Raw genomic sequence first — 18,521 nt, 5'->3', positions numbered from 1 at the left:
GCGGCATGTGTCGAATGCTGGTCATTATCTCACCCTGAGGGAGTCGCGCAAGGCGATCCGGGGAGGACTCAAGGGTACTTGAGGCGAACCCCATTCTGCCCCTCCACCTCGCGCAGACGGATCAGCAGCTCGTCGCTGGGCGTGACTTTCCACTCATCGGCGAGTTCCAGCCAGCCAGTGGCCTGGGCATTGCAGTAACGCAACCTGACCGGCAAGCCCTCGCCATTGCACCAGGGCAGAAGGCTATCGCGCAGGCTCTCGACCAGGCGCCCATTGGCGCGGGCTCCATCCACCGAGAGCTCCACGGCCTGGCCGTAACGGGTGCGCGCCGCCACCATGGGCGTGATCTCCTTGCCACGCAGCCTGAGCCCACCGGAGAAATCGTCGCTGGAGACCTCTCCCTCGACGATCAACACCTGGTCGGTCTCGATCTGTCCACGCAGGGCCGCATAGAGCTCCCCGAACATCGAGGCCTCGATACGCCCGGTGCGATCATCCAGGGTCACGAAGGCCATGGTATCGCCCCGCTTGGACCTCATGGTGCGCAATCCCACAACCAGGCCGGCGACCCGCTGGGGGTCCCGGGAGGGCGTGAGGTCGGCGATCCGCGTTGAGACGAAACGCGCCAGTTCCTCTTCGTACTCGTCGATGGGATGACCGGTCAGGTAGAGCCCCAGGGTTTCCTTCTCGCCGGCCAGGCGCTCCTTGTCGGTCCAGTCACGCAACGCCCGATAGTCGGCATAGACATCACCCGCCACCTCCTCGACGAAGCGCTCGCCGAACATGTCGATCATGCCGAGGTTCTGGTTGGACTGATTCTGGGCCGCCGCCTTGAGGGCGTCATCCAGGGCGGCGGCGAGCACCGAACGGGATGGCCCCAGGGTATCCAGGGCCCCGGAGCGGATCAGCGCCTCCAGGGTGCGCTTGTTCATGCGCCGAGGGTCGAGGCGACGGCAGAAACCGAAGAGGTCGGAGAAGCGGCCCTCGGCATCGCGGGCCTCGACGATGGCGCCGATGGGGCCTTCGCCGACACCGCGGATGGCACCGAGGCCATAGACCACGCGTCCCTGGTCGTCGACGCTGAACCTGTAGGTGCCGACATTGACGTCCGGTGGCGTCACCGTGAGCTTCTGGTGGCGACATTCCTCGATCAGCGGCACCACCTTGTCGAGGTTGTCCATCTCGGTGGACAGGACCGCCGCCATGAAGGGCCCAGGGTAATGCGCCTTCAGCCAAGCGGTCTGATAGGAGACCAGGGCATAGGCCGCCGAGTGGGACTTGTTGAAGCCGTAACCGGCGAACTTTTCCACCAGGTCGAAGAGATTGCCCGCCAGGTCACGATCGATACCGTTGTCGGCACAGCCTTCCATGAAGCCGTCACGCTGCTTGGCCATCTCCTCGGGCTTCTTCTTGCCCATGGCGCGGCGCAGCAGGTCAGCCTGCCCCAGGCTGTAGCCTGCCATGACCTGGGCGATCTGCATCACCTGTTCCTGGTAGAGGATGATGCCGTAGGTGGGGCCGAGCACCGGCTTGAGCAGCTCGTGCTGGTAGTCCGGGTGCGGATAGGAGATCTCCGCCCGACCATGCTTGCGGTTGATGAAGTCGTCCACCATCCCCGACTGCAGGGGGCCCGGGCGGAACAGCGCCACCAGGGCGATCATGTCCTCCAGGGAATCAGGCAGCAGTCGCTTGATGAGCTCCTTCATGCCGCGGGATTCGAGCTGGAAGACCGCGGTGGTCTCGGCCTTCTTGAGCATCTCGAAGGTCCGGACGTCGTCGAGGGGAATCGCGTCCAGGTCCAGGGCCTCCTGCCCCTCCGCGGCTAGCAGCTTGTCGACTATCGTCAGCGCCCAATCGATGATGGTCAGGGTGCGCAGACCGAGGAAGTCAAACTTGACCAGCCCGGCCTCCTCGATGTCGTTCTTGTCGAACTGCACCATCAGGCCCGAGCCGTCCTCATCGCAGAGCAGCGGTGCGAAGTCGGTCAGCTTGGTCGGGGCGATGACCACACCGCCGGCGTGCTTGCCGGTACCGCGGGTAATGCCCTCGAGCTTCCCGGCCATCTCCCAGATCTCGGCGGCCTCCTCGTCGGCGTCAAGGAACTCCTGGAGTGCCGGCTCCTGCTCGATGGCCTTGGCCAGGGTCATGCCCACCTCGAAGGGAATCAACTTGGAGAGCTTGTCGCCCAGCGAATAGGGCCTGCCCTGGGCACGGGCCACATCGCGCACCACCGCCTTGGCAGCCATGGTGCCGAAGGTGACGATCTGCGAAACCGCATCGCGGCCATAGCGCTCGGCCACGTAGTCGATGACACGGTCACGCTTCTCCATGCAGAAGTCGACGTCGAAGTCCGGCATCGACACCCGCTCCGGGTTGAGGAAGCGCTCGAACAGCAGGTCGTAGCCGATGGGATCCAGATCGGTGATCTTCTGGGCGTAGGCGACCAGTGAACCGGCGCCGGAACCGCGTCCCGGCCCCACGGGGACGTCGTTGTCCTTGGCCCACTGGATGAAGTCCATGACGATCAGGAAATAGCCCGGAAACCCCATCTGGATGATGATGTCCAGTTCGAAATCCAGACGCTGGCGATATTCGGCCTCGATACTTTTCCAGTCCTCGCCGTCTCGCGGATAGCCGGCCACCGGAAACAGCTTGTCGAGTCGATCGGTGAGTCCATCATGGGAGACCTGGCGAAAGAACTCGTCCCGGGTCATGCCCTGGGGAATCTCGAACTCGGGCAGGAAGATCTCGCCCAGCCGCAGGTCCACGTTGCAGCGGGCAGCGATCATCACGCTGTTCTCGACCGCCTCCGGGATGTCAGAGAATAGCTCGGCCATCTCCGCCGGACTCTTGAGATACTGCTCCTCGGTATAGCGATGCTCACGCCGGGGATCCTCCAGCGCCTTGCCCTCGCCGATGGAGACCCGTGTCTCATGGGCCCAGAAGTCCTCACGGTCCAGAAAGCGCACATCATTGGTGGCCACCACCGGGGCATCGGTCTCGATGGCGAGATCCACCGACAGATGCAGACAGACTTCCTCCAGGGCACGCCCGGTGCGGATCAGCTCCAGATAGAAGCGTCCGGGGAAGGCCGCCTTCCATTCCTCGAGCAGGGCGCGGGCCTCGTCAGTGTGATCGCCGAGAAGCTGGCGACCGATCTCGCCCTCTCGACCCCCGGAAAGGGCGATCAGACCGTCGCTCTGGGCAAACACCCAGGCCCTGTCAAGGAAGGCCCTGCCCTGGAACTGGCCCTCAAGCCAGCCCCGCGAGATCAGCTCGGTCAGGTTGCGATAGCCGTCGGCATTCATCGCCAGAAGGGTCAGCCGATAGGGGTGGGCATCATCGAGTGGATTGGCGAGCCAGAGATCCGCGGCGATGATCGGCTTGAGGCCGGCGGCCTCGGCGCCCTTGTAGAACTTGACCAGGCCGAAGAGGTTTGATTCGTCGCTGACCGCCAGCGCCGGGGCTCCCTGTGCCAGCGTATTCGCGATCAACGGCTTGAGGCGCACCAGACCGTCGACCAGGGAATATTCGGTGTGGACACGAAGATGAACGAAGGGCGTGGTCATGGTGATCTCGGGGCTTGGCAGAAAATGGTCAGCACGGAGACAGGCCGTGATAATCGATGCAATAACTCGAGGCTGGCGTCTGTGAAGTTTCAGTACAACGTCAGCTGTCGCTTAACCGGGCCGAAGGACCGGCGATGCTCCGGCAATACGCCCAGTTGCCCCAGGGCAGCGAGGTGTTCACGAGTCGGATAGCCCTTGTGACGGGCGAAGCCATAGCCGGGATGACAGGTGTCCAGCACCACCATACTGGCATCCCGTGCCACCTTGGCAAGGATCGAGGCCGCCGAGATGGCCGGGTGCCGTACATCGCCCTTCACCACCGCCTGACCGGGAACATGATGCCCGGGCAGGTGATTCCCGTCCACCAGCAAGTACTCGGGAACCACCGACAAGGCGTCGATGGCCCGACGCATGGCCAGGTGGGTGGCATGAAAGATATTGAGCTCATCGATCTCGGCGGCACTCGCCTCGGCCAGGGCGAAGGCCAGCGCCTTTTCGCGAATCTCGAGATCCAGACGCTCCCGTCGACGGGCGGAGATCGCCTTGGAGTCGACGAGGCCCTGAACGGGGCGAGCGTCATCCAGTATCACCGCGGCGGCAACCACCGGACCCACCAGAGGACCGCGACCCACCTCATCTACCCCGGCCAGGCGCTCACCCGCATAGTCAACCACCAGCGGCGGCAGCTCGCTGGGCTTTTTATCTCTCGCCCTCACGGTGCCACCTCCTCGGCCCGTTCGGGGGCGACGCTAACCGGCAGCGGCTTGCCCGCCACCAGCGATTCGATGGTCTCGGCGGCGCGTCGACTGGCATCGCGCTGAAGGCCCGCATGCATCTCGGCAAAGCGCGATTCCAGCACCTCACGGCCCGGACCATCGTCCAGGAGGGTGGCCAGATACCCGGCAATGGTCGCGGGATTGGCCTTCTCCTGAATCAGTTCCGGCACCAGTGTTTCGCGGGCGATCAGGTTGGGCAGGGAGATCCAGGGGGTCTTGACCAAGCGCTTTGCCAACCAGTGGGTGGCCGCCGCCATCCGATAGGCCACCACTATGGGTCGGTGGCAGAGCATGGCCTCCAGGGCCGCGGTTCCCGAGGCGAGCAATACCAGATCGCTGGCGACCATGGCCTCGCGGGCCTGCCCATCGAGCAGGGTGACATGGCCGGCCAGGGCCGGACGGGAGGCCAGCAGGGTGTCGAGTTCCTGCCGCCGTTGCGATGTCGCGGCGGGGATGACCACGGAAAGCGCGGGATAGGCCTGGCAGAGGCGCTCCACGGTGTCGAGAAAGATCGCACCCAGGAAGCGGATCTCGTTGGCCCGGGAGCCCGGCAGGACGGCAAGCAAGGGACCGCCGGCTGGCAAGCCCAGTTGTGCCCTCGTGCCGGCCCGGTCATTGATCAGGGGAAACTCATCCGCCAGCGGATGGCCGACGAAGGCCACCGGGACTCGATGTTGCGCGTAGAAGGCGGCCTCGAAGGGAAGGAAGGTCATGATGGCATCCACGGACCGGGCAATCCCCTTGACCCGACCCTGACGCCAGGCCCAGACGGAAGGACTGACATAGTGAGCGGTGGTGACACCGGCCTCACGAAGCTTCCTCTCCAGGCCCAGGTTGAAGTCCGGGGCATCGATACCGACCATGATGTCCGGCTTCCAATTCAGGGCATCCGCCTTCAGGATCCGTCGAACCCGGACCAGTCCGGGCAGGTGCCTGATCACCTCCACCAGCCCCATCACCGAGAGGGTTTCCAGAGGAAAGCGGCTATCGAGCCCCTCCGCGATCATCCGCGGCCCGCCAATGCCGCGAAAAACCACTTCCGGATGCCTGGCGCGCAGTGCCCGCATCAGGCCGGCACCCAGCAGGTCGCCGGAGAGTTCGCCGGCGACGAGATATACGCGACTGATCCGTGTCATATCAACGCCATACGCTGAATGGCTCAGCGAATGATGCCACGAGTCGAGACCTCGATGGAGGCGGCAAAGGTATCGGTCTCGGGTAACGAGAAGGCCTCGTGAATCTGCTTGAGGGCCTGCTCCACCGTCAACCCCTGGCGATACACCAGCTTGTAAGCCTCACTCAGGCTACGGATGGCCTCCTTGGAGAAGCCGCGGCGCTTGAGTCCGACGAGGTTGAGCCCATGGACCTGGGCCGGGTTACCATTGATCATGACGTAGGCGGGCGTATCCTTGGTGATGATGGAACCGCCTCCCGCCATGGCATAGGTTCCGAAGTGACAGAACTGATGAATGGCCGAGAGCCCACCCAGGATGGAGAAATCCCCCAGGGTGACATGACCGGCCAGGGTGACCTGATTGGCCAGAATGCAGTCGTCACCGATCAGGCAGTCGTGGCCCACATGCACATAGGCCATGAAGAGATTACGGGAGCCGATGGTGGTCTCGCCTCTGGCCTGGATGGTGCCTCTATGCAGGGTCGCACCCTCGCGAATGACGTTGTCGTCGCCCATCACCAGGCGAGTCGGTTCGCCACCGTACTTCTTGTCCTGGCAATCCTCACCCACCGAGGCGAACTGGAAGATACGCGTTCGCTCACCGAGGACCGTCGGCCCCTTGATCACCACATGGGGCCCGATACGGCTGCCCGGTCCAATCCGGACCTCGGGACCGATGACCGTGAAGGGTCCCACCTCAACATCATCGGCCAGGTGGGCCTCGGGATCGATGAGGGCAGTGGGGTGAATCAAGCGACCTTCCTCTCGGCACAGATGATGGTGGCTTCACAGGCCAGATCGTCGCCGACACTGGCCCGACAATCGAACTTCCAGATACCCCGTTTCTCGCGCTCGACCCTGGCTTCCAGCAGGAGTTGGTCACCCGGCATCACGGGGCGCTTGAAGCGCACGTTGTCGCTGCCGACCAGGTAATAGACATAACCGTCGGCGGGCAACTTGTTGACCGTCTTGAAGCCGAGGATACCGCAGATCTGAGCCAGTGCCTCCAGGACCAGCACACCGGGCATGATGGGGTGGTGGGGGAAATGGCCATTGAAGAAGGGTTCATTGATGCTCACATTCTTGTAGCCGACGATGGCAGTGCCCAGAGACAACTCGGTTATCCTGTCCACCAGCAGGAAAGGATAGCGGTGCGGTAGATACTCACGAATCTCGTTGATGTCCATTACCATCGTAGCGACCTCAGAAATAACGAAATGCCCGCTTCCGGCGGGCATGAACCGGCGTAATCCGCCGTCGGGCAGGCTGCAAAGTATACAGAAAGGTCTCTTCAGTCGTCACCACGAGACTTTTCCAGCCGGGCAAGCCGCTTGGCGATATCATCGAGCTGCTTGAAGCGCACGGCGTTCTTGCGCCACTGGGCATTCTTCATGGCACCCGTACCCGAAGAATAGACACCGGGCTCCAGAAGCGAATTGGTGACCAGACTCATGCCAGTGACCTGGACGCCGTCGCAAATCGTCAGGTGTCCGGACAACCCGACGCCTCCGCCGAGCATGCAGTGGCGACCCACCTTCGTCGAGCCCGCGATACCCACGCAGCCGGCCAGCGCGCTGTGATCCCCGATCTGGACGTTATGGGCGATCTGTACCTGGCTGTCGATCTTGACGTCATCGCCGATAACGGTATCACCCAGGGCTCCGCGATCGATACTCGAGCAGCTCCCGACCTCGACATCATCACCGAGCACCACCCCGCCGAGCTGGGCGATCTTGTGCCAGCCGGCCCCGTCATGGGCGAAGCCGAATCCGTCCCCCCCGATGACACAGCCGCTGTGCAGGATGGCGCGCGCACCAATCACCACCCCATGACAGACGGTGACATTGGCATACAACCGTGAACCTGGACCGATCTGCGAGTCATGACCCACTACCGCACCCGGGCCGATGCTCACGCCTTCACCCAGAACCACACCGGACTCGACCACGGCATTGGGACCTATCTCGACCCCCTCCCCCAGGGTGGCCCGCGAGTCGACAATCGCCGAGGAATGGACGCCGGTAGACGCCAGAGACGCCAAGGGATCGAAAAGCCGGGACAGAGCCGCATAGGCCAGGTAGGGGTTGGTCATCTCCAGGCGGTCGACCGGGCAGTCATCCGCCCTCTCGGGTGACAGCAGGACCGCCGCCGCACGCGTACTGGACAGATCCTTGAGATAGGCACGGTTGGCCAGAAAAGCGATGTCCTCACTACCCGCATCGCGCAGGGTGGCCAATCCGCTGATACGACGACCGGCATCACCGACCAGCTTGGCCTGCAATCGCTCGGCGAGATCGCCAAGGGTGAATGTCGGAGCGTCGGGATGTGTCATGGGGACCTGTCAGGGGCTCAGGACGGCTCTCAGTCGAGAGAGTTGAAGATCTGGGTGACTTCCGCTGTCAGATCCGGCAGGTCGCGCATAGTATGCAGGACGCCCTGGGGCTCTACGAGCACCTCGACGCCATGCCGACTGATGACCTCTTCCACCGCCCTGTCGAGCCGGGACTCGGCCGCCTGAAGAAATTGCTGCTCCGTCTACTGCTGAGCCTGCACGATCTGCTGCCGCAACTCTTCGAACTGGGCGCCCTTCTGCTGGAATTCCGGCAGCAGCGTCTGGCGCTCGCTGCCCGACATCTGCTGGAGGCGCTGTTGCATCTCCTGCAGTTCCTGGCCCAGCGCCTGGGCCTGCTGTTGCTGGGTACCGATCCGGCTTTCCAGGCTGCTCATGGAACGCTGGGCGTCATCGGTCTCCATCAGGGCCCGACGCCAGTCCAGCATGGCGACTTCCGCGGCATGGGCCGGCAGTGCAGTGACGGCAACCAGCATCAAGCCCAGGGCGGCGGTGAGATGTTTCATTGTCGTGCTCCTGGCTGGGCGCATGGCAAGAAGGTTCCTCAGAAGGTCTGGCCGAGGGAGAACTGGAAGAACTGGGTGTCGTCGCCATCCTTGTCGTTGAGCGGCTCGGCGACACTGAAGGTCAGCGGACCCACCGGCGTCAGCCAGGAGAGCCCGACCCCCGCGCTGTAGCGCAGCTCGCCCAGGTCAACCCCGGATTCGCACTGCTGGCGGCCAGCATCCTCGCTGAGCACCGGGTAGCAGTCGGTAAGGAAGGTATTGCCGGCATCCAGGAACAGCGAGGCCTGCAGGGAGCGCTGGTCCTCGACGAAGGGCATCGGGAAGAGCACCTCGGCGCTGCCCTCCACCAGGATGTTGCCGCCCAGGGTACGGTCCTCGCTGCCAGAACTCGTCTGGGGCGTGGTGGGCGTGCCCAGAGTGTTGCCGGTGAAGCCACGCACCGAGCCCAGGCCGCCGGAGAAGAAGTTCTCGTAGAACGGATAGGGATCGTTGCCGATGGTGTCGGCATAGCCCAGCTCGCCGCTGAACTTCAGCCCCCAGGTCTGTTCCTCGTTGAACGGAAAGATCTGGCGGGCCTGGGCGCGCAGCTTGTAGTACTCGGCATCGCTCCCCGGCACCGCACTCTCCAGCGACAGGCGCTGGTAGTTGCCGGCAGTGGGCATGATGCCCCGGTTGAGGTTGTTGCGGGTCCAGCTGGCGGTCAGCTTCAGGCTCTGGGCATCGTTGCCCTGATCCTGGACATAGCGCTGGATCTCGGAGGCCGTGTCGCGAAAGGTCTTGATCGACAGGTCTTCCACCGAGGTACCGAAGTTGAGCCGGGTGATCTCGTTGATCGGGTAGCCGAAGTTGATCCCGCCACCATAGGCATCGGTGGAAAAGGTAGAGATGTCCGAGTCCTCGTAGTCGGTTTCTCGATAGAAGAGGTTATACCCCCGGGAGATGCCGTCCAGGGTCCAGTAGGGGTCGGTGAAACCGAAGTTGACGCTGGTGAAGGTGTCGCTGCGCTGGGCGCCGACGTTGACCCGGTTGCCGGTACCCAGGAAGTTGTTCTGGGACAGCGAGGCCCCGTAGATGACCCCGGCGCTCTGGGAGAAGCCGATGCTGGCCGAGATCGAGCCCGAGGGCTGCTCCTCGACGGTGTAGGTAACGTCCAGCTTGTCGGGCTCGCCGGCCACGGGACGCGTCTCAACGTCGACCTGCTTGAAGAAGCCCAGACGCTCCAGGCGCTGCCGCGACTGGCTGATCGATTCGGTGGAGGCCGGCGAGCCCTCCATCTGGATCATCTCGCGACGCAGCACCTCGTCGTCGGTGGTGGTATTGCCGATGAAGTCGATCCGCCTGACATAGGCACGACGGCCGGCATCCACCCGGAAGGTCAGATCCACGGTCTCGCCGTCGGCGGCAAGCTCGGGCACCCCATCGACACTGGCGAAGGCAAACCCCTCGGCGCCGAGTCTGGCTCGCAGCGCCTCGGACGAGGCGGTCACGTCACTGCGGGAGAAGATCTCGCCCTGATCGACCTCCAGCAGTTCGCGAGCCTCACGCTCACTGATCTGCATGTCACCGACGAAACGGAAATCGCCCAGGCGGTACTGGCTACCCTCGTCGATGTTGACGGTGATGAAGATCTGCGACTTGTCGGGACTGATCGATACCTGTGTCGAGGTGATATCGAAGTTGACATAGCCACGGTCCAGATAGAAGGAGCGGAGTCGCTCCAGGTCACCGGCCAGGGCCTCTCGGGAGTATTCGTCCCGAGAGAACCAGCCGAACAGGCGACCAGGACGATCGTTCAGCTCGAAGTTGTCACGCAGGGTGTCATCGTCGAAGCCCTGGTTGCCGACGATATTGATCTGGCGAATCCTCGCTACGGACCCTTCATTGATGTCGATGTTGACGGCGACCCGTCCATCACCGAGTTCCTCGACATCGGTATCGATCCGCGCGCTGTATCGACCCTGACCCTGGTAGACACCCTCCAGCTCACGCTGGATTTCCTCCAGGGTCGACAACTGGAGCACCTGGCCCTCCGACAGCCCGGCCTCCCTGAGACCGTCACGCAACTCGTCATCGCCGATCTGGCTGTTCCCGGTGATGTTGAGCCGCGTAATGGTGGGTCGTTCGACAACCTGGATGATCAGGACATCGCCATCGCGAGCCAGTTGGATGTCCTCGAACAGGCCAGTGGCGAAGAGTTCACGGGCCGCATCGGCCAGTTCGCGATCATCCACGCGATCTCGAGCGCTGACGGGGAAGGCATTGAAAACGGAGGCAGCGGATATCCGTTGCAGCCCTTCTACCCGTATGTCGGAAACGTTGAAAGGTTCCGCCAGAGCCGTCTGGCTCCCGACGAACAGCAGTGCCGCCAGTCCAATGGTCTTGATTTTCATGCAGTCGATTCGCTCGCGTTGATCTGCCAAACCTGTCCAGAGAGGCACCTTATACATTTGTGCGGGTGACTGACAAGCAAGAAGTCGATGCCGCTTCGTCCAGACACGCGCCGAGTCGCTACCAGAGCCGCATCAGGTCGAAGTAGATAGCCATGAACATCAGGCTACCTACCAGAGCCAGCCCGATGCGCACACCAACGGCCTGTACCCGCTCCGAAACCGGGCGACCCCTGATGATCTCGACCACATAATAAAGCAGATGGCCGCCATCCAGTACCGGAATGGGCAGAAGGTTCAGAACCGCCAGGCTGATCGACAGATAAGCCAGGAAACTGACGAAGCTCTCCAGGCCGGCACGTGCCGAGTCACCGGAGATCTGGGCGATGGTGATGGGCCCGGAGAGGTTGCTGGGCGAGATGAGCCCCACCAGCATCTTGCGGATGGCGCCCAGGGTGAGCACGGTCATCTCACCGGTCTTGGCGACGGCTTCTCCTACCGCGGCCACGGGACCATGACGAATGTCCCGCCGGTAAGACTCGGGCCATTCCACAGGCTCGACCCCGGCCCCGATATAGCCGATGGTGACCCCCTCATCCAGGACATTACGGCCAGGTGTGACGGTCAGGTCGCGTCGTTCACCGTCACGCATCACCTCGAGCGCGAGGGGCTCGCCGGGGCTGGCCCGTACGATGTCGACGAAATGCATCCAGTCATCCACCGGGGCACCATCAGCCGCCACCACCTCGTCACCCGGCTGGAGACCCGTCATCGCCGCCGCTTCGCCCGCCTCGACCCGGCCGAGAACCGCCGGGATCGACGGCCGCCATGGCGCGACACCCAGGCTCGGCAATGGCTGGGGCGGATCCTGACGTACCAGCCAGTTCTCTACCGGCAGGCGATACTCGCGACGAGACGTCGAACCATCGTCGCGAGCCTCGACGCTGAGGTCGCCGGAATGGCCGATGGCCGCCACCAGCTTGAGATTGATCTCGTCCCAGGAGCGTACCGTCTCGCCCTGGACCGCGATGATCTCCTGACCCGCCTCGAGACCACCGCGGCCGGCCGGCGAGTCGGGCTCGACGGAACCGATGATCGGCGCCACCGTGGTAGTGCCGACGACGAACAAGGCCCAATAGGCGACGATGGCCAGCAGGAAGTTGGCCAGGGGGCCGGCAGCGACAATGGCGATGCGCTGCCACACCGTCTTGTTGTTGAAGGCCCGATGTCGCTCGGCGGGGTCTACACTGCCCTCTCGTTCATCGAGCATCTTCACATAGCCGCCCAGGGGAATGGCCGCCAGGGCAAATTCCGTCCCGTGACGGTCCACCCTTGACCACAGCGGCTTGCCGAAGCCTACCGAGAAGCGCAGCACCTTGACACCACAGCGCCGGGCCACCCAGAAGTGTCCATACTCATGAAAGGTGATCAGCAGGCCCAGCACCACGATAACGGCCAGCACGTTCTGAATCAGACCCAAGGCGGCCTCCTGTCGGATTGTACTAGGAACAAAGTCACTGTCGCATCAACCAGTCGGCGGCCGTTCGGCGGGCCCTGGCATCGGCCTCCAGAACCGTTGCCAGGTCCGTTACCGCTGACACCTCCGACGACTCCAGCACCCGAGCCACCAGGTCACCGATCGCCGTAAACCCCAGGCGTCCCGCCAGAAAGGCCTCGACGGCCACCTCATTGGCGGCATTGAGAATCGCCGGTGCCGTACCCCCCGCCGTCATTGCCGCTCTCGCCAGTCCCAGGCAGGGAAAGGCGGCCTCGTCGGGAGTCTCGAAGTCGAGCCGCGCCAAGGCGAAGAGATCCAGTGCCTCGACCCCGGCATCGATACGTTCCGGCCAGGCCAGGCCATAGGCAATGGGGGTACGCATATCGGGGTTGCCCAGCTGGGCAATCACCGAGCCGTCGGTATAGGCGACCATAGAATGAATCACGCTCTGGGGGTGCACTACCACCTGGATCTGATCGGGCAGGGCATCGAACAACCAGCACGCCTCGATCAACTCCAGCCCCTTGTTCATCATGGTGGCGCTGTCCACCGAGATCTTGCGCCCCATGGACCAGTTGGGGTGGGCACAGGCCTGGTCGGGCGTGACGGCTGCCAGCGCTTCGGGCGACCACCCCCTGAAGGGGCCGCCGGAGGCGGTCAGCAACAGCTGTGACACGCCATGGCGCTCCAGTCCGGCACGATGCTCGGAAGGTAGACACTGGAAGATGGCATTATGTTCGGAATCGATGGGCAACAGGGTCGACCCGGATGCCGACACGGCCTCCATGAAAAGGGCACCGGACATGACCAGGGCTTCCTTGTTGGCCAGGAGGACACGCTTGCCGGCGCGCACGGCAGCAAGCGTCGGCAGCAAGGCCGCCGCCCCGACGATGGCGGACATCACCACATCCACCTCGCTGGCCTCGGCCACCTCGACCAGCGCCGCCTTGCCGGCGCGCACCTCGGTATCCATGCCTGACTCGGCAAGGCGACCGCGGAGCCAGGCGGCATCATCCTCGGTGTCGAGCACGGTAACGGCTGGATGATGCACCCTGCAGAGCCCAAAAAGTGCCTCACGAGAGCGGCAGGCCGTCAGGGCGTGGACTCGATAGCGTGTCGGGTGGCGGGCGATCACATCCAGGGTACTGGTGCCGATGGAGCCGGTGGCACCCAATATGGTAACGCCACGAAGGCCAGGGGAGACGCTATTCATTCAGGCGCCCCATCTAGAGAAGGCCCAGATAGATCAGGGCGAACAGGGGCAGGGCCGCCGTCAGGCTATCGATACGGTCGAGGACCCCACCATGACCCGGCAAGAGGTTGCTGGCATCCTTGATGCCGCATTGCCGCTTGAGCATGCTCTCGAGCAGGTCGCCGAGAACCGATGCCAGGGTCACCAGGAGCGTCGCGAGCATCAGGACGACCAGGCCGGTGGCATCGAGGCCCTGCCAGAGCACATAGACGACCGCCAGCCCGGCGGTGGCCACCACCCCCCCCATGACGCCTTCCCAGCTCTTGCCCGGGCTGACGCGGGGCGCCAGCTTGTGACGTCCGAAGGCACGACCGGCGAAATAGGCACCGATATCGGCGCACCACACCAGCAGCAGCACAAAGAGTAACCAGACCGCACCGGACTCCCGCAACACGTTGAGACCCACCCAGGCGGGCAACAGCACCCAGACCCCCATGGCCAGGCGCCTCGAACTGGACTGCCAGCGTGCGGCCTTGTCCGGGTACTGCATCACCCAGTAGAGATTGAGCAGCCAGCCGGCCACCCCCAGCCACAGAATCCAGGTCGACATGGCAGCACCCATCAGCCAGAGGGCAGCCATCACCATCGCCAGCCCGGCCACCAGGGCCAACCGCCTTGCAGGGGCATCGATAGCGGCGAGGTTGGTCCACTCCCAGCCGGCCAGCAGCACGACCAGCGCAGTGAACAGGGCGAAGGGGCCACCCTGCAGACCGAAGAGACCCGCCAGCATCAGCGGCGCCAGCCAGGCCGCGGTGATGATCCGTTGCTCAAGCACCCTGGGCCTCGATCTGTTCGTCTGTCATGCCGAAGCGTCGCTGGCGATGGCGGAAGTCCGCCAGGGCTTCGTCGAAGGCCTCGGCGTCGAAATCCGGCCACAGCAGGGGCGTGAAGTAGAGCTCGGCATAGGCCATCTGCCAGATCAGGAAGTTGGAGATCCGCTGCTCGCCACTGGTGCGGATGCAGAGGTCGACCGGGGCATCACCGGCCAGGCAGACCTCGCAATCGAGGGCGCCCTCGTCAATGGCCTCGGGAGAAAGCGTCCCCTCGGCTACCCGCTGGGCGAGTCGACGAGTGGCGGCAACCAGATCCCAGCGACCGCCGTAATTGGCCGCGATCACCAGGTGCATGCGGGTATTATCTCGCGTCAGGGACTCTGCCCGCTCGATATGGCTCTGGATCGAAGCCGAGAAAGCCGTCCGATCACCGATCACCGAGAGCCGGATGCCATTGTCGTGAAGCTTCCTCACCTCGCGCTTTAGCGCCAGCAGGAAGAGCTCCATCAGGGCACTGATCTCGGCCTTGGGCCGCTTCCAGTTCTCGCTGGAGAAGGCAAAGAGGGTCAGGGTCTCGATGCCCTGCTCCGCGGCCCGGCGAATCACGGCGCGCACGGCCTCGACACCGGCATGGTGCCCCCGGACACCCGACATCCCTCGCGCCCTGGCCCAGCGATTGTTGCCATCCATGATGATGGCCACATGGCGGGGCAAGGCGCCCGACGGAAGGGGGTCCGCACCGTGCGGAGAATGCGACTCGGGTGACTGCGGTGACGACATGGTGTCTCGCATGGGAGGGTGTACCGGCATCGGGCGGCGTCAGTTCATCAGGAACGCCACCGCCCTATCGTCCTCAGACCTGAATCAGGCATCCTCAGACCTGAATCAGGTCGTGTTCCTTGGATTCCAGTGCCTTGTCGATCTCGGCGATGATCTGATCGGTCAATTTCTGGATCGCATCCTCGGCCTGGTGATGCTCGTCCTCGCTGACTTCCTTCTCCTTGAGCAAGGACTTGATATCGCCATTGGCGTCGCGACGCACATTGCGCACCGCGACTCGCGCATGCTCCGCCTCACTGCGCGCCTGCTTGATGTAGCCCTTGCGGGTATCCTCGGTCAGCATGGGCATCGGCACACGGATCACATTGCCGGCACTTGCCGGGTTGAGCCCCAGGTCGGACGTCATGATGGCCTTCTCGATCTTGGCCACCATACCCTGCTCCCAGGGGGCCACCGAAAGGGTACGGGCATCCTCGACGTTCACCGAGGCCACCTGCTGGATCGGCACCTGAGCGCCATAGTAGTCCACGGTAACGGCGTCGAGGATGCTGGGGTGTGCCCGTCCGGTGCGGATCTTGTTGAAGTTGCCATGAAGGGCCTCGAGGCTCTTCTTCATCCGGGATTCCGCATCCTTCTTGATGTCATTGATCACGTTATCAACCTCTGTCTATCAGCGTGCCTTCCTCGCCCCCGACCACTAGGTTGAGCAGGGCACCCGGCTTGTTCATGTTGAAGACCCGAACCGGCATATCATGGTCCCGCACCAGGCAGATGGCGGTCAAATCCATGACGCCAAGCTTCTGTTCGATGGCGTCGTCATAGCTCAGCTGGTCGTATTTCACCGCATCGGCATGCTTGACCGGGTCCTTGTCATAGACGCCGTCGACCTTGGTGGCCTTGATCACCACATCGGCATCGATCTCGATGCCGCGCAGGCAGGCCGCCGAATCGGTCGTGAAGAAGGGATTCCCGGTACCCGCAGAGAACAATACCACGTCCCCGGAGGTCAGGTAGCGAATCGCGGTTCGACGGTCATAGTGTTCGACGACACCGCTCATGGGAATCGCCGACATCACCCGCGAACGGATATTGGAACGCTCCAGGGCATCACGCATGGCCAGGGCATTCATCACCGTGGCCAGCATGCCCATGTGGTCGCCGGTCACCCGGTCCATGCCGGCCTCGTTGAGGGCGGCACCCCGGAAGAGGTTGCCACCGCCGATGACGATACCGACCTGGACACCGATACCCACCAGTTGCCCTATCTCCAGGGCCATGCGATCCAGCACCTTGGGGTCGATACCGAAATCATGCTCGCCCACCAGTGCCTCGCCGGACAGCTTCAGCAGGATGCGCTTGTACTTCGACTTGTCATGGCGAAACTTCTCGGTACGCAGCTTTTCGGGGTGATCTGATGCGGGCATGGCAATCTCCTGGGGCTAGGGCAGTGGGGCACTCCGGGCATGGAGTCAACCGCCGGATACACGATGGCGTGCGCCTGCACGCACGCCATAACCGACCCAGCGACTGAGACCTCAGCTACGCTTGGCCTGTTCCATCACTTCCTTGGCGAAGTCGACCTCTTCCTTCTCGATGCCCTCGCCCACCTCGAAGCGGGTGAAGCCAATCACCTCGCCGCCGGCGGCCTTGACGAAGTCGGCAATGGACTGGTCGGGGTTCTTGACGAAGGGCTGCTCGGTCAGGCTGTTCTCGGCCAGGTACTTCTTGAGGCGGCCCTGGACCATCTTCTCGGCGATCTGCTCGGGCTTGCCGGCCATGTCCGGCTGGGCCAGGATGATCGCCTTCTCGGCGTCCAGCTGCTCCTGTGGCATGTCCTCGGGACGCGCCACGACGGGATTGATGGCTGCCACGTGCATGGCGACATCTCTGGCCACCTCGGCGTTACCGCCCCTGAGCACGGTCAGCACCCCGATACGGTCACCGTGGACATACTCGCCCACGAGGTGACCTTCACCGGCCTCGACCAGGGCACAACGGCGCACGCCGATGTTCTCGCCGATCTTCTGCACCAGTTGCTCACGGGTGGTCTCGAGCTCCCCTGCCATCACCGCAGCGACATCCTCGCTCCTGGCGGCGAAGAAGGCATCGGCGACCTTGTCGGCGAAGGCCTTGAAATTGTCGTCGCGGGAAACGAAATCGGTCTCGGAATTGATCTCGACCATCACCCCGACGCTGCCATCCTCGGCCACGCGAGTGACGAGTGCACCCTCGGCAGCAGTACGGCCCGCCTTCTTGGCGGCCTTGAGGCCGGAATTCTTGCGCAGGTTCTCGATGGCGACCTCGATATCACCATCGGTTTCGGTGAGGGCTTTCTTGCACTCCATCATGCCGAGCCCGGTACGCTCGCGCAGTTCCTTTACCTGGGAGGCGCTGATAGCTGCCATGGGTATCACCTCTGAATGTGTCTAACTTGATGAACATCATCCGGCCGCGCCTGGCGTTGCGCCGGAATAACGCTGTTCCAATGAGAGGAAAGGGGGCCAGGGCCCCCTTGTCATCTGGCCTCGAGCCATGTCGTGGCCAGATGGACCGCCATTACTCGGCGGCGCTGTCACTTTCCTGGACGACGTCGTCGGTTACCTCGACGAACTCGTCCGGACGACCTTCCTTAGCGCGACCGCAGGCATCGGCGATGGCCTGAACGTAGATCTGGATGGCGCGAATGGAATCGTCATTGCCGGGGATCACATAGTCGACACCATCGGGGTCGGAGTTCGTATCCACCACGCCGATGACCGGGATACCCAGCTTGTTGGCCTCGTTGATGGCGATACGCTCGTGGTCAACGTCGATCACGAAGAGGGCATCGGGCAGTCCGGCCATTTCCTTGATACCGCCGATGGAGCGCTCGAGCTTGTCCTGCTCGCGGGTCGCCATCAGCACTTCCTTCTTGGTCAGCTTCTCGAAGGTGCCATCCTCACGCATGGACTCGAGATCACGAAGGCGCTTGATGGACTGGCGGATGGTCTTGTAGTTGGTCAACATGCCACCGAGCCAACGATGGTTGACGAATGGCTGGCCGACCCGGTTGGCCTCTTCCTTGATGATCTTGCTCGCGCTACGCTTGGTGCCGACGAACAGGATCTTGTTATTGGCCGCGGCCATCTTCTCGACCACGCCGATGGCCTCGTTCAGGGCCGGCAGCGTATGTTCGAGGTTGACGATATGGATCTTGTTGCGGGCGCCGAAGATGAACTTGCTCATCTTCGGATTCCAGTACTTGGTCTGGTGACCGAAGTGGGCGCCTGCCTTGAGCAGGTCACGCATATTGACATGTGCCATGGATGACTCCTGGAAAATCGGGTTAGGCCTCCACGCACCCCATGGATCCGACCGCCGAACCACGCTGTGGTCACGACAGCACCCGGGACCATGTGTCGGTGCATGTGTGTATTTAAGGCGTTGCTTAGCGCATCACGCCGTCACGCCGTCACG

At 63.2% G+C, this 18,521-nt stretch carries 17 protein-coding genes; all 17 read right to left on the bottom strand.

Annotated features, from left to right (window positions below; all coding sequences use genetic code 11):
* Positions 1-68: 68 nt before the first annotated feature.
* The gene (dnaE, locus tag ACESMD_RS06680) at positions 69-3,569 is read right to left on the bottom strand and encodes a DNA polymerase III subunit alpha (protein WP_372611514.1); all 3,501 of its coding nucleotides are present in this window, start codon (positions 3,567-3,569) and stop codon (positions 69-71) included.
* An 89-nt stretch (positions 3,570-3,658) separates the two neighbouring features.
* Entirely contained in the window at positions 3,659-4,285 is a 627-nt protein-coding gene (gene rnhB, locus ACESMD_RS06675; RefSeq protein WP_372611512.1) for a ribonuclease HII, read from the bottom strand.
* On the bottom strand, positions 4,282-5,481 hold the full coding sequence (gene lpxB / locus ACESMD_RS06670; RefSeq protein WP_372611510.1) for a lipid-A-disaccharide synthase: 1,200 nt from the start codon (positions 5,479-5,481) through the stop codon (positions 4,282-4,284). Before lpxB ends, rnhB begins: the two co-directional genes overlap by 4 nt.
* Positions 5,482-5,504: 23 nt before the next feature.
* Positions 5,505-6,272: an acyl-ACP--UDP-N-acetylglucosamine O-acyltransferase gene (gene lpxA, locus ACESMD_RS06665; protein WP_372611508.1), complete on the bottom strand. Its 768-nt coding sequence runs from the start codon at positions 6,270-6,272 to the stop codon at positions 5,505-5,507.
* A complete protein-coding gene (fabZ, locus tag ACESMD_RS06660) occupies positions 6,269-6,712 on the bottom strand; it encodes a 3-hydroxyacyl-ACP dehydratase FabZ (protein WP_372611506.1) in 444 nt (147 codons plus the stop codon). Before fabZ ends, lpxA begins: the two co-directional genes overlap by 4 nt.
* A 98-nt stretch (positions 6,713-6,810) precedes the next feature.
* Positions 6,811-7,851 (bottom strand): UDP-3-O-(3-hydroxymyristoyl)glucosamine N-acyltransferase, encoded by a 1,041-nt coding sequence (gene lpxD / locus ACESMD_RS06655; RefSeq protein WP_372611504.1) that lies wholly within the window; start codon positions 7,849-7,851, stop codon positions 6,811-6,813.
* A 29-nt stretch (positions 7,852-7,880) separates the two neighbouring features.
* Positions 7,881-8,006: a hypothetical protein gene (locus ACESMD_RS06650; protein WP_372611502.1), complete on the bottom strand. Its 126-nt coding sequence runs from the start codon at positions 8,004-8,006 to the stop codon at positions 7,881-7,883.
* A gap of 48 nt (positions 8,007-8,054) precedes the next feature.
* Positions 8,055-8,375: a hypothetical protein gene (locus tag ACESMD_RS06645; protein ID WP_372611500.1), complete on the bottom strand. Its 321-nt coding sequence runs from the start codon at positions 8,373-8,375 to the stop codon at positions 8,055-8,057.
* A gap of 38 nt (positions 8,376-8,413) precedes the next feature.
* The gene (gene bamA, locus ACESMD_RS06640; protein WP_372611498.1) at positions 8,414-10,765 is read right to left on the bottom strand and encodes an outer membrane protein assembly factor BamA; all 2,352 of its coding nucleotides are present in this window, start codon (positions 10,763-10,765) and stop codon (positions 8,414-8,416) included.
* 118 nt (positions 10,766-10,883) lie between these two features.
* Positions 10,884-12,242 carry an RIP metalloprotease RseP gene (gene rseP / locus ACESMD_RS06635; RefSeq protein WP_372611496.1) on the bottom strand — a complete coding sequence of 453 codons (1,359 nt, stop codon included), beginning with the start codon at positions 12,240-12,242 and terminating at the stop codon, positions 10,884-10,886.
* Between the two features lie 34 nt (positions 12,243-12,276).
* Positions 12,277-13,473: a 1-deoxy-D-xylulose-5-phosphate reductoisomerase gene (gene ispC / locus ACESMD_RS06630; protein ID WP_372611494.1), complete on the bottom strand. Its 1,197-nt coding sequence runs from the start codon at positions 13,471-13,473 to the stop codon at positions 12,277-12,279.
* 13 nt (positions 13,474-13,486) lie between these two features.
* A complete protein-coding gene (locus tag ACESMD_RS06625; RefSeq protein ID WP_372611492.1) occupies positions 13,487-14,287 on the bottom strand; it encodes a phosphatidate cytidylyltransferase in 801 nt (266 codons plus the stop codon).
* Positions 14,280-15,065: a polyprenyl diphosphate synthase gene (uppS, locus tag ACESMD_RS06620; RefSeq protein ID WP_372611490.1), complete on the bottom strand. Its 786-nt coding sequence runs from the start codon at positions 15,063-15,065 to the stop codon at positions 14,280-14,282. Before uppS ends, ACESMD_RS06625 begins: the two co-directional genes overlap by 8 nt.
* A gap of 94 nt (positions 15,066-15,159) precedes the next feature.
* The gene (gene frr, locus ACESMD_RS06615; RefSeq protein ID WP_372611488.1) at positions 15,160-15,717 is read right to left on the bottom strand and encodes a ribosome recycling factor; all 558 of its coding nucleotides are present in this window, start codon (positions 15,715-15,717) and stop codon (positions 15,160-15,162) included.
* A 4-nt stretch (positions 15,718-15,721) separates the two neighbouring features.
* Complete coding sequence (gene pyrH, locus ACESMD_RS06610) at positions 15,722-16,489, bottom strand: UMP kinase (protein ID WP_372611486.1); 768 nt, start codon at positions 16,487-16,489, stop codon at positions 15,722-15,724.
* Positions 16,490-16,600: 111 nt separating this feature from the next.
* Entirely contained in the window at positions 16,601-17,470 is an 870-nt protein-coding gene (gene tsf, locus ACESMD_RS06605) for a translation elongation factor Ts (RefSeq protein ID WP_372611484.1), read from the bottom strand.
* Positions 17,471-17,621: 151 nt separating this feature from the next.
* The gene (rpsB, locus tag ACESMD_RS06600; RefSeq protein ID WP_372611482.1) at positions 17,622-18,368 is read right to left on the bottom strand and encodes a 30S ribosomal protein S2; all 747 of its coding nucleotides are present in this window, start codon (positions 18,366-18,368) and stop codon (positions 17,622-17,624) included.
* Positions 18,369-18,521 lie beyond the last annotated feature (153 nt).

The sequence above is a fragment of the Halomonas sp. genome, from assembly GCF_041689495.1.
GTDB lineage: Bacteria > Pseudomonadota > Gammaproteobacteria > Pseudomonadales > Halomonadaceae > Halomonas.
This window is presented reverse-complemented; position numbering and strand designations above follow the sequence as displayed.